Origin of the sequence: Zobellia alginiliquefaciens (genome assembly GCF_029323795.1) — a bacterium.
Lineage (GTDB): Bacteria > Bacteroidota > Bacteroidia > Flavobacteriales > Flavobacteriaceae > Zobellia > Zobellia alginiliquefaciens.
Genome location: NZ_CP119758.1, coordinates 4,378,704 through 4,390,801, shown reverse-complemented (window position 1 = coordinate 4,390,801; position 12,098 = coordinate 4,378,704). Strand labels below are relative to the sequence as shown.

Below are 12,098 nucleotides of genomic sequence, written 5' to 3'. Positions count from 1 at the left end.
AAACTAATTTATTTATTAAAAACAAAACTATGTTTGGAGACATGATGGGTATGATGGGGAAACTTAAAGAAACCCAGCAAAAAGTAGAGGCCACAAAGAAACGCTTGGATACGGTAACACTAGAAGAATCTTCTTCTGAAGACCTGGTTAAGGTAGTTATTACAGCAAATAGAGAAGTAAAACAAATTCATATTGATAATTCTTTGCTTGAGGATAAGGACCAATTAGAAGATTTTTTAATTCTAACCATGAATAAGGCTATTGCCAAAGCAACTCAGGTAAACGAAACAGAACTTGCTGCTGTTGCCAAGGAAGGAATGCCCAATATTCCTGGTATGGACTCGTTATTTAAATAATGGCAAGCTATTTGCTTCTAAGTTATCTAAATTCAACTCAATGAAATTATTGCTTTTTCTCATATTACCTTTTTGTTTAATTGGCCAAACCGACGTTTCTACCAGTATAGAATGGTTAAAAGATTATGACGAGGCGCTAATAATATCAAAAAAGGAAAATAAGAATGTTCTAGTTTATTTTACAGGAAGCGATTGGTGCCCACCTTGTAAAATGCTAAAGCGTGACCTTTTTGATACTGATGAATTTTCCGAAGTATCAAAAAGCTATGTTTTACTTTATATAGATATACCTAGAAACAGAGATTTATTGAGTGAGACGCAATGGAACCATAATCAAGATCTTTTAAAAAGACTCAACAAGAAGGGCGTTTTCCCTATGTTGACCGTTTTAAACGAAAAAGGAAAAATGCTTGACGAATATTCCGGTTACGGCATGACCGGAGAAATTAGTTATCATTTAAAATTTCTAAAGAAGAATAAGAAATAAAAAAGGGCCTTTATAAGGCCCTTTTTTTGTGTGTTATTTAAAATTGATTAATTATTGATCAATCTAAATTCTGTCCTTCTGTTCACAGCATGTTCTCTTGAAGTACAAGAAACACCGTCTTTACATCTGTTTTTAAGCTTAGTCTCACCATAACCATTAGCAACCAAAAGACTAGAGTTAATGCCTTTTGAAATTAGGTATTGAGCTACAGATTTTGCTCTTCTCTCAGATAAATCTTGATTAGAAGAAGCACCACCTTGCGCATCCGTATGGGAAGCCAACTCTACCTTAACGCCAGGGTTTTGAGCTAAAACAGGTAACAAGCGAGTATCTATAATGCTCTTGGCCTGAGAAGTTAGAGTTGCACTACCGGAGTTCCAGTTTATAGGAAGCGCTTGATAGGTAACCAATTCGCACTCCACTTCTTTCCAAGTAGTTAAACCTCCTTTTTCCTTCAATACCTCTTTTGTGTAGGATTTGGTAACGGGCGGTACCATTTCCTCTACGGTGTAGGCATCCTTATCCAAAACAGTTCTAGTGATTTCATCATAAACCGCAGGAACAACTTCCTCAACAACTTTAGCTGGCGAAATAAGTATCCTTTTGGTATAGCTAGCGCTTTTTTCAGGAATTGCAGTTTTGCTTGCGCTAGCGTCATTGGCAAGTGTTGCCGTTTCTATGGTCTGAAACTCGGCAGGATAACCCTTGTAACACCAATATCTACAATCATCTGGGTTACCAGAATCACAATCCGGTGCAGAGGCACCCAGTTCCCATTGAGCGTACGCAGGTTTCACTTCAATGGTCTGCGAGGCACTGCCAAAACTAGCAGGACTTATACTTAAAGAATTTCCACCCTCTTTAGACACATAAGTAACCTTTTCAGAACCCCACTCTTCGGGTATAATACGGAGTTTTTTACTCTCCTCCTTAACCAAAACACGTTCGGTCACAGTCTTGTAAGTTGCGGGTATAGTTTTTAAAACTTTGTAGCCCGGTTTAACAGTGATTGTCACGGTTTCATTCACGTAGACATCGGGAGTGGTACATCGTACGTAACACTTTCCAGGTTCAGGGTTTTCTGGCAGGTCTTGTGCCATACCAAATGTTGCCGTAAGCACGGCCACAGAAAAAAGAATTTTTTTCATAATACAGTTAATGTTTAATGTTATTTATAGTTGCATTAAAGTTAACCGTTTAATATTTTTTTAACAAGTAGATTCCTGTTAAGTATAAAAAACATCGATGAAATGCATCATTTTAGAGTAAAAAAGCTTAAAAAATAACACTAGCATAGCATGCCTCATTTAGTTAAGTATTGTCTTTATAACCTGTGGTGTTTTGCATTTGGATTTATTTGTTTCGTAAGATTGCTGAATTAAAACCTTAAGCGTGTAAACTGTTACGCTTATTTTGTATCTTTTACCTAAAAAACCAAAGTGATAGAAATAGTTAACTTATCTAATTCCAATTTTCAGTTTCACATTAAATCCAAGAGTGGTTCCACGCTTCTTGAAAGTAAGGAGTATAGTGACAAAGCCGATTTAGAGACTGCGGTTTTCAACCTTAATAACCTCCAAATACATAGAAGTAATTTTGAACGAAAAACCAATCACCAAGGAAAGTTTCTCTTCAATTTTAAAGATAACAATGGTTCTTTAATAGGTACAAGTCAACTTTATGATTCTGAAGCCGGAATGGAAAACGGTATTAAAAATTTACACAATCGTCTTACCGAAGGAAAAGAATTATAAGCCCTTGAGTATTTCCATAAACCTATTGTGCATGTCAGAGGTATAATCCATGTGGGTGACTATTCGTAATTTTCCTTGACCCATATCTATAATGTGTACATTATTTTCTTTGAGTTTTTGCACAAAACTGGCACCACTCATGGCCTGTTCGTCTATTTCAAAAATGATAATATTTGTCTCTATTGGCTCTACATTTTTAATACAGTTCAGTTTTTTCAGCACCTCCCCTATTTCACGCGCTTTTAGATGATCAAATGCCAATCTTTCTATGTGATGGTCCAATGCATAAATACCGGCTGCCGCAAGAAAACCCGCTTGACGCATTCCTCCTCCAAATATCTTACGAATACGAAGCGCTTTGGACATCATTTCTTCAGTTCCCACCAACACAGAACCCACTGGGCAGCCCAAACCTTTGCTTAAGCATACGCTAATGGTGTCGAACAATTCCCCATATTCAAATAGGCTTTCCTTTTTCTCCACTATGGCATTCCATAATCGAGCTCCATCTAAATGATAGGCCAAATTGTTGTTTACACAAACGGTTTTAATTCGCCTTAACTCCTCTATATCCCAACAAGCACCACCACCCTTATTGGTTGTATTTTCTACACAAACCAAAGAAGTTAACGGACTGTGATAAAAATCGGGAGGATTAATTGCGGCTTCTACCTGTTTAGCCGTAATCATTCCCCTGTGTCCATTTATTAATTTACAGGAAACTCCGCTATTAAAACTAACGCCACCACCCTCATAATTGTAAACATGGGCATATTGATCACATATAAGTTGATCTCCAGGTTGCGTATGTAACTTTATTCCTGTCTGATTGGCCATAGTCCCCGAAGGAAAAAACAATGCCGCTTCTTTTCCGAACATTTTGGCAACCTTATCTTCAAGAGCATTTACAGTAGGGTCAGCTTTAAAAACGTCATCGCCCACCTCCGCAGTCATCATGGCGTCCAGCATTGCCAGCGTTGGTTTTGTTACCGTATCACTAATAAGATTAATATTCATGCGTGTTTTTTAATAATTGAAAGTAAAAAGACCAAATCCAAATGAACTTTTGACGAGTTTACCAATAGTCAATCAAAAGTAGCCAAATATGATAAAAAGAGGGTGTTTTAGCCTTTTTTCGCACAAAAAATGGTAAAAAAACCCCGTTATTTTTATTTATACTACAAATTTTCATATTGATTATTATCTGATTCTTTCAGTTAAAAACCTTGAAAACTAATACCTTAAGTACAAACAAATGTACTATGGTAAACCTCGAGAATCAGATCTTTTCATCTTACGAAAGGAACCCCGTTTTATTTGACGAAATCTTTGACGCCCAAGGACAAGTAAAAGAAGTATATTCTAAACTGTTCAATCTCTATGGAGAGCATTCCATTAATGATTATGTAAACCTGAACGAAAAGGCAAAATCATCATTTTTTAATCAAGGAATTACTTTTCAAGTGTATGACAAAAAGCAAACAAAAGAGAAAATTTTTCCTTTTGATCTTTTTCCGAGAATTATTCCACCTGAAGAATGGGAAATTATTGAAGCTGGCTCCATACAGCGCAGTAAAGCGCTGAACTTGTTTCTATGGGACATCTATCATGATAAAAAAATAATAAGACAAGGAATAGTTCCTATGGAACTCATAAGTTCTTCTGCTAATTATTTAGACCAGATGGTTAATGTTAATCCTCCCGGTGGCATATACAATCATATTTCAGGTACCGATGTCATTAAGCACAGTGACGGACAATATTATGTTTTAGAGGACAACATTAGATGTCCAAGCGGTGTAAGCTATGTTATTTGCAACCGTACGGCCTTAAAAAGAGCGCTCTTTGGCGTTTTTAATCATTACAAAACGTTCTCGGTAACCAATTATGCAGAGAATTTACTAGACCTATTGGAAACCGTTAAACCTAAAGGTGTAGATACACCCAACGTGGTTGTGATTACTCCCGGCATGTTTAACTCGGCGTTTTACGAACATTCCTATTTAGCAAAGACCATGGGGGTGGAACTGGTTGAAGGAAGAGACCTTTTTGTTGAGAATGATTTTGTATACATGAAAACCATTAAAGGTCCGCAGAGAGTTGATGTAATATATAGACGAATTGATGATGGCTTCATAGATCCGCTAGAATTTAATCCAGACTCGGCAATAGGTGTTCCCGGCCTATTTGCTGCATACAAAAAAGGAAATGTAACCTTGGCCAATGCTCCTGGTACGGGTGTAGCTGATGACAAGGCTATTTATACCTATATGCCGGAAATCATTAAATACTATTTAAATGAGGAACCAATTCTGAATAATGTGCATACCTATCACTGTAGCAGACCAAAGGAATTAAAATATGTATTGAACCATATAAAAGATTTAGTGATCAAACCTGTAGATGAAGCAGGAGGCTATGGTATATCTATAGGGAATAGGTTAAGTAAGAAGGAAATTGAAGTAGTGAAAGCCCAGATACTTTTAGATCCAAGAAAATACGTGGCCCAGCCCATAATGTCTCTTTCGGTACATCCAACCTACATAGATAAGACCGAATCTTTTGAACAACGCCATGTAGACTTAAGAACTTTTACGGTACTGGGTAAAGACAAAGAATTTGTACTTAAGGGAGGACTAACACGTGTAGCCTTAAAAAGGGGAAATCTAATCGTGAATTCCTCACAAGGAGGCGGGTCCAAGGACACTTGGGTCTTAAAGGTTTAAAGAACAAACATAAGCGAAAGACACACGATTAAAGAGAACACTAACATATAAAAAATGCCTATGCTAGCACGAGTTGCCAATAATCTTTTTTGGATGGGACGTTACATTGAACGTTCGGAACATATTGCCCGATACCTCCGTGTAAATTACTTCTCATCGTTAGATGCTCCTAATCAGATTTCTCAATCTAGACAATTTGTACTTCGTTCTATGTTAACTATGGTGGGCGACCCTATAAGTGATGATTCCATAGAGTTAAATGAGCCAGAGGTATTATACAAAATCGGACTAGACCCTAATTACCAATCATCCATTTTAAATAATGTTAGAAGCTCCCGTGAGAATGCCAATAGTGCCAGAGATTTGATCTCTACGGAATTATATGAATCGCTGAATAAGTTCTATCACTTTATATCTAACTATGATGTGAACGTGTACACAAAAAACGGACTCAACGACTTTACCCTGAATGTTACCGAAATGTCCGCTATTCTAAGGGGCAAGGTACGAAGTACTCTTATGCATGATGAAATATATGCCATAATCATGATGGGCGCCAACATTGAGAGAGCTATGCAAATTATACGTATTATAAATTCAAAATATAATGATGCACTAAAAGCACAGGGAAGTTATGGCGATAAATTTAAAAACAGCTTTGAGTGGACCACACTTCTAAAGTGCACGGAATCTTATGATATGATGCGCAGATATTATAAAAAAACCCCCACTAGTATATCTACTTTGGAGTTTTTGATTCTTAATCCTAATTGCCCAAGGTCAATTATGAACAGTCTTAACCAAGTGTGTAAACATATAAAGATATTGAGTCCGGACAAAAAACACGAACGGGGTTCAACGGCTTTTTTAGTGGGCAAGGTCCGAGCAGAATACGAGTTCAAATGTATTGTGCAAATAGAAAACGATATTCAATCTGTTATAAACGAAATACTGGGTAGCCTCTACGAGATAAGCGAAAAAATGGAAAATGAGTTTTTTAGCTATTAGAATCATTTATAATACTTCATCATACCTAACCAGTTTACACATCTACCATGTCTCTAGAATACGCTATTACTTATAAAGCTGAAAACACCTATCAAGAATGGGTTCATGATGCCTATTGGCAATTTACGGTCGTTCCGGAAGAAAACGAATCACAACAGTTCATAGCGGTTGATTTTGAAAATTCACTGAATGCCAAAAATGAATTCTCCATTAACGGATACGGTTTTAAAACCATACGTGTACACCCAAAAGACAAGTTTAAGGAAATCTCTTTTGAAGCTAATTTTAAACTCATCAAAAAAGAGATTAATCCGTTTGATTTTGAGCCAGATACAGACGTATCAAAATCATATAAAAAAATTAAAGAACTAGATTTTAAAATAGATTATGAGGCCTTCCTAAAAAAAACACACTACACTTTAATTCCTGAAGAAAAAACGAAGCTGTTTGAATTTGACAAAGAAAAATCGGTTTTCGACAACCTTCTTGCCTTAAACAAGTACACCTATAATTTTATTCAATTTAATGCGGAAGCTACGGATGTTCACACCACATTATCCGAACTATTGAAAATTCGGCAAGGGGTATGTCAGGATTTCACCCACTTGTTTTGTGCTTTAGCTAGGGCCAACAGTATTCCTGCCAGATATGTTTCCGGTTATTTACATCAAGGAAACGGTTACTTTGGCGATTCACAAATGCATGCATGGGCCGAAGCCTATGTGCCTTTTGTAGGCTGGATAGGATTAGACCCTACAAATGATATTTTAGCGGGCACAAACCACATTAAAGTTGCTCATGGAAAAGACTATAGTGATTGTTCCCCATTAAAAGGAGTGGTGTATACCGCGGGCAAAAATGAAACCGCCCATTCGGTACAGGTAAGTAGCCAGGACCAACAATAGGAATATAAAAATAACCTATACTTCTATATAAACATTCAACTATTTACTACAGAATAGATAAAAAAGAGTAGTATTTTTGTCTGAAAATAGAATAGAATGACAATTACTACAGACCTATTTAAAGGTCTTCAAGATCGCCTTGGTGCGTTAAGGAGGTATCTTTGACGTTGATGCGAAACTTATTGAAATAGAGAACGAACAGGAGAAAACCTTAGCTCCTGATTTCTGGGACAACCCTCAGGAAGCCCAGGCTCATATGAAATTCATACAGTCTAAAAAACAGTGGGTGGATGATTATAATGCCGCCAAAACACGTGTGGACGACTTGGAGATTTTAATGGAGTTCTTACAAGAAGGTGAGGTAAACGAAACAGAAGTAACCGCTCAATATGAAAAAACAATTGATCAGTTAGAGAAGTTAGAGTTTAAAAATATGCTTTCCGAAGAAGGAGATGAATTGCCTGCCGTTTTACAAATTACAGCTGGTGCCGGTGGAACCGAAAGTTGTGATTGGGCGTCCATGCTTATGCGAATGTATATGATGTGGGCCGAAAAGAATAAATACAAGGTAAAAGAACTTAACTACCAAGAAGGAGATGTTGCCGGTATTAAAACCGTAACGTTGGAGATAGATGGCGATTTTGCTTTTGGATGGTTAAAAGGTGAAAACGGTGTTCATAGGTTGGTACGTATATCCCCGTTTGATAGCAATGCCAAGCGCCACACTTCATTTGCTTCAGTATACGTGTATCCACTTGTTGATGATAGTATTGAAGTTGATGTGAATCCGGCTGACATAACTATTACCACAGCGCGCTCTAGCGGTGCGGGTGGTCAAAATGTGAATAAAGTGGAGACCAAAGTACAATTGGTTCACCACCCTACGGGCATTCAAATTTCTTGTTCGGATTCTAGAAGTCAGCATGACAATAGGGCTACGGCCATGAAAATGCTGAAATCCCAATTGTACGAAATAGAATTGCGCAAGAAGATGGAAGCTCGCCAAGAAATTGAATCTTCAAAGATGAAAATTGAATGGGGGTCTCAAATCCGTAATTATGTTATGCACCCGTATAAATTGGTGAAAGATGTGCGTACTACTCAGGAAACCGGTAATGTAGACGCTGTAATGGATGGTGATATTGATGCCTTTCTCAAAGCCTATCTTATGATGATGGGACAAAAAGAAGAGGATTAGGAAATTAGTACGACTATAGAAGTGTTCAAGAAAGTTTATCAAAAATATTACTTAAGATGATTAAAATTTATCATAACCCAAGATGTCAAAAATCTCGAGAGGGATTGAAGGTTTTAGAAAATTCAGGTAAGGAATTTGAAGTTATAAAATACTTGGAAGATGTGCCTACCAAAGAAGAACTTCGCAAGGTTTTGGATTGTTTGGCCATAACTCCCGAAATGCTAGTTCGTAAAAACGAAGCTGTTTGGAAAGAAAATTACAGAGGAAAGTTACTCTCTCATGAAGAAATTCTAGATGCAATGATTCTTCATCCAAAATTAATAGAAAGACCTATTGTCGTAAACGGAGGAAAGGCTGTCATTGGCAGACCTGCTAATTTGGTAGAGGATATTCTTTAAGAACGTTACCAAATCTTTAAAATTAAAGCATGAAGGTATCTCATTGGTTTTAAATGAGGTACCTTCTTTGTTTTTAGCCTATAATTCTCTTCAATAATTTGGTACATTTGTTGCATATTAGCTTTTAACAAAGCTTTAACCTAATTGGATTAAACCATTCTATAAAAACATAATCTCATTAATTGATATCGTCATGAAAAACAATATCCCATACGTTATTTTATTTTTTGTTCTATTGCTCACAAGTCCGGAATTAATGGCCCAATATGGCTACGGTGGCGGAGGTTACGGTTATGGTGGAGGTGGCTATGGTGGTGGATACGGAAGACAACGTAGTGCCATACCTCAAGTTCAGGATACCCCAAAAGAGCCGGAGCCAAAGACTGCCGAACAAATTGTGAATGATGAGATGCCCAATATTGCAGCTGTATTAGAACTTAACGAGTTTGAGTCTGCTGTAATGAGTTCCGTGTTAAAAAAGTATCTGCAAAAACGAATTGAAATGCAGATACTACAGCTTACTCCCGAGCAAATGCGCGAGGGTATGGAAAAGATTACCAAAGCACAGGACGAAGAGTTAAAAGCTGGGCTTCCTATTGAGAAATACGACGCTTTTGTAGAAATGCAGAAGAAAGGGATGCAAAAGACAAAAAAAGAAAAGAAGCGAGAAAAAAAACGAAAGAAGAAAAAATCTAAAGATTGATATGAAAAAACCGTTCTTGATTGCCCTGTTACTGTTATCGCTAAATACATTTGCACAACGGCCACAGAGGCCCCAAAATCAAGAACAAGAACCCATTAAAATAACCGGAAAAGTTCTGGACAAAGATGATGGGCAACCTTTAGAATACGCTACGCTGGTACTGCACAGCGTAGAAAACCCTGAAAAGGTCACGGGAGGCATTACAAATATAGATGGGGTGTTCGAAATTGAAGCGGCTCCCGGGGAATACAATGTTAGCGTAGAGTACATTTCATATAAGACCTACAAACTACCCAAACAACAACTTAACAAATCAACAGATTTAGGTACCATTAGACTCGCTCTAGATGTAGCACAATTAGAGGGTGTTGAGGTGGTTGGCGAAAAAACTACCGTAGAGGTTAGACTAGATAAAAAAATCTATAATATAGGTAAAGATCTTACCACAAGTGGTGCTACCATTAGTGACGCTTTGAACAATGTTCCTTCTGTAAATGTAGATGTTGAAGGTGGTATTAGCCTAAGAGGTAATGAAAACGTAAGGATTTTAATCAACGGTAAACCTTCGGCACTGGCCGGTTTTGGATCTACGGATGCACTTCAGGAATTACCCGCAGACGCCATTGAAAAGGTTGAAGTAATTACCAGCCCATCTGCACGTTATGATGCGGAGGGTACGGCAGGTATTTTGAACATTGTTCTTAAACGTGAAAAAACCCTTGGTTTTAACGGTTCTGTAAATGTTAATATAGGATACCCTTCACAAAGCAGTTTGTCTATAAATGCCAATCTCCGTACGGATAACTTTAATATATTCAACACCCTAGGTTATCGTTACAACAACTCACCCGGACACGCTTTTTACAAAAACTCATATATTGATGATGACGGAAGCCAAGTATACGATCAGATTAATGAAGAGCGCGATTATACAAGATCGGGCAAAGGCATTAATAATAACTTTGGAGTAGAATATTTCATCAACAAAAAATCTTCGATCACAGGTAGCTTTTTTGTGCGCTTTCAAGATGGTGATGACCTCACCGAAAACTATAGCGACTACTTTGAAAACGGAGTTCTTACAAGACAAAGTTTTAGGGAAGAGATTGAATTGGAAGATGAAGAAAATTACCAATTCTCTTTAAATTACATGAACAATATTGATGACGACGGACAAAAATTAACGGCCGACCTTCAATACTCAAATGGAGACGAAGTAGAAAATTCAACTATTGATGATAACAATACTTTTCCCAATTCAAGTTTAAACACGCTGGAAAGTGTTTATCAGAACGAAATTGAAGATGAGTATTTGGTGCAAGCAGATTACGTCCTGCCTTTAGGGGATGCCCAGTTCGAAGCAGGCTATAGAGGTACGTTCGAGAGAGAGATTACCGACTATAAACTTGACTCATTAAATCGAAACACGGGACAATTCGTCACTAACGAAGACTTGACCAATAAGTTTGAATATCACGAAAACGTAAACGCTCTGTACACACAATACGGTAACAAATTTGGAAAATTCTCCTTTCTCGCAGGGTTACGCTTAGAAAACACTCAATTAAAAGGAGAGGTTACTTCGGAATATGATACCGCTTCAATTGAAGAAGCTCTTGGGCAAGATGTAGACCTTAATTTTGACAAAAACTATTTAGGCCTCTTCCCTACCCTAAACTTCATTTTTGAAATAGGAGAGATGGAGAACATATCCCTAGGTTATAACCGCCGTATAAACCGGCCTAGAGGACGTTTTATAAACCCATTCCCTTCTAGATCTAGTAGAGCAAACATTTTCCAAGGTAATCCTGATCTGGATCCAGCTTATTCCAATTCATTTGACTTGGGCTACCTGAAGAGATGGGACAAGCTCACCTTAACCTCTTCCGTATATTATAAACGTGAGACCAACTCTTTTGAATACATTCAACAGGCTACAGGCCAGGTAACTACAGATAGCGTACAAATTATAAGATCTATTCCCATTAACCTTTCTTCCAATGAAAGAATTGGTGCAGAAGCGGGTATTCTTTATAATCCAAAAAAATGGTTGCGAATCAATAGTAGCGTAAATTTCTTTCAATTTTCTAGTGATGGGGAGTTTGATGGTGTGGATTACGGAACGGACAATACAAGCTGGTTTGCACGGTTTGGATCCAAAGTAAGCCTGCCAAAGAAAATAGAATGGCAAACCAACGCGTTTTATATGGGGCCTCGCCAGAATGCACAGACGGAAACCGATGGAATGCTTTCCATTAACTTAGCATTTAGCAAGGATATTATGAAAGATAAGGGAACTGTCTCTTTCAACGTGAGCGACCTTCTGAATTCTAGAAAACGGCAGTCATATACCGTTTCAGATGATTTCATCTCTGAAAGCGAATTTCAGTTTAGGCCTAGATCATTTACTTTATCGTTCCGGTACAGGATAAACCAAGCTAAAGACCGTGAACGTAAAGGTAGAGGTGATGATAATGGTGGCGGTGAAGACGAAATGGAAGGATAAAAAACTACGTAGTAAAAAATCCCTGTTAGATATTTAAATCAGTAGGGATTTTTTATT

Annotated in this window: 12 protein-coding genes; 10 read left to right on the top strand and 2 right to left on the bottom strand. The window is 37.5% G+C overall.

Annotated elements, in window-relative coordinates; translation table 11 throughout:
* Positions 1-29 precede the first annotated feature (29 nt).
* On the top strand, positions 30-356 hold the full coding sequence (locus P0077_RS17950; RefSeq protein ID WP_194527101.1) for a YbaB/EbfC family nucleoid-associated protein: 327 nt from the start codon (positions 30-32) through the stop codon (positions 354-356).
* A gap of 40 nt (positions 357-396) precedes the next feature.
* Positions 397-843, top strand: a complete 447-nt coding sequence (locus P0077_RS17945; protein WP_276166580.1) for a thioredoxin family protein — start codon at positions 397-399, stop codon at positions 841-843.
* Positions 844-890: 47 nt separating this feature from the next.
* Here P0077_RS17945 and P0077_RS17940 read toward each other — a convergent pair whose 3' ends face one another.
* Positions 891-1,991, bottom strand: coding sequence for an OmpA family protein (locus P0077_RS17940; protein ID WP_276166579.1), 1,101 nt, complete (start codon positions 1,989-1,991; stop codon positions 891-893).
* Between the two features lie 291 nt (positions 1,992-2,282).
* Between P0077_RS17940 and P0077_RS17935 the strand changes: the two genes are divergently transcribed.
* Complete coding sequence (locus P0077_RS17935) at positions 2,283-2,597, top strand: YegP family protein (RefSeq protein ID WP_276166578.1); 315 nt, start codon at positions 2,283-2,285, stop codon at positions 2,595-2,597.
* On the opposite strand, the gene P0077_RS17930 is transcribed toward P0077_RS17935, so the two are convergent.
* Complete coding sequence (locus P0077_RS17930; RefSeq protein WP_276166577.1) at positions 2,592-3,614, bottom strand: threonine aldolase family protein; 1,023 nt, start codon at positions 3,612-3,614, stop codon at positions 2,592-2,594. The two genes, P0077_RS17935 and P0077_RS17930, sit on opposite strands and share 6 nt — an antisense overlap.
* Positions 3,615-3,859: 245 nt before the next feature.
* Between P0077_RS17930 and P0077_RS17925 the strand changes: the two genes are divergently transcribed.
* The 7 genes from P0077_RS17925 (at position 3,860) to P0077_RS17895 (ending at position 12,041) form a co-directional block, all read left to right on the top strand.
* On the top strand, positions 3,860-5,323 hold the full coding sequence (locus tag P0077_RS17925; RefSeq protein ID WP_276166576.1) for a circularly permuted type 2 ATP-grasp protein: 1,464 nt from the start codon (positions 3,860-3,862) through the stop codon (positions 5,321-5,323).
* A gap of 60 nt (positions 5,324-5,383) precedes the next feature.
* Positions 5,384-6,331 (top strand): alpha-E domain-containing protein, encoded by a 948-nt coding sequence (locus tag P0077_RS17920; RefSeq protein ID WP_276166575.1) that lies wholly within the window; start codon positions 5,384-5,386, stop codon positions 6,329-6,331.
* Positions 6,332-6,378: 47 nt separating this feature from the next.
* Entirely contained in the window at positions 6,379-7,236 is an 858-nt protein-coding gene (locus tag P0077_RS17915; protein ID WP_276166574.1) for a transglutaminase-like domain-containing protein, read from the top strand.
* A gap of 96 nt (positions 7,237-7,332) precedes the next feature.
* A protein-coding gene (gene prfB, locus P0077_RS17910) for a peptide chain release factor 2 (RefSeq protein ID WP_276166573.1) occupies positions 7,333-8,434 on the top strand; the annotation gives its coding sequence in 2 pieces (ribosomal slippage) (positions 7,333-7,398 and positions 7,400-8,434; 1,101 coding nt in all).
* 56 nt (positions 8,435-8,490) lie between these two features.
* Entirely contained in the window at positions 8,491-8,832 is a 342-nt protein-coding gene (gene arsC, locus P0077_RS17905) for an arsenate reductase (glutaredoxin) (protein ID WP_276166572.1), read from the top strand.
* Between the two features lie 193 nt (positions 8,833-9,025).
* Positions 9,026-9,535 carry a hypothetical protein gene (locus tag P0077_RS17900; RefSeq protein WP_276166571.1) on the top strand — a complete coding sequence of 170 codons (510 nt, stop codon included), beginning with the start codon at positions 9,026-9,028 and terminating at the stop codon, positions 9,533-9,535.
* 1 nt (position 9,536) lies between these two features.
* The gene (locus P0077_RS17895) at positions 9,537-12,041 is read left to right on the top strand and encodes a TonB-dependent receptor (RefSeq protein WP_276166570.1); all 2,505 of its coding nucleotides are present in this window, start codon (positions 9,537-9,539) and stop codon (positions 12,039-12,041) included.
* Positions 12,042-12,098: the final 57 nt, after the last annotated feature.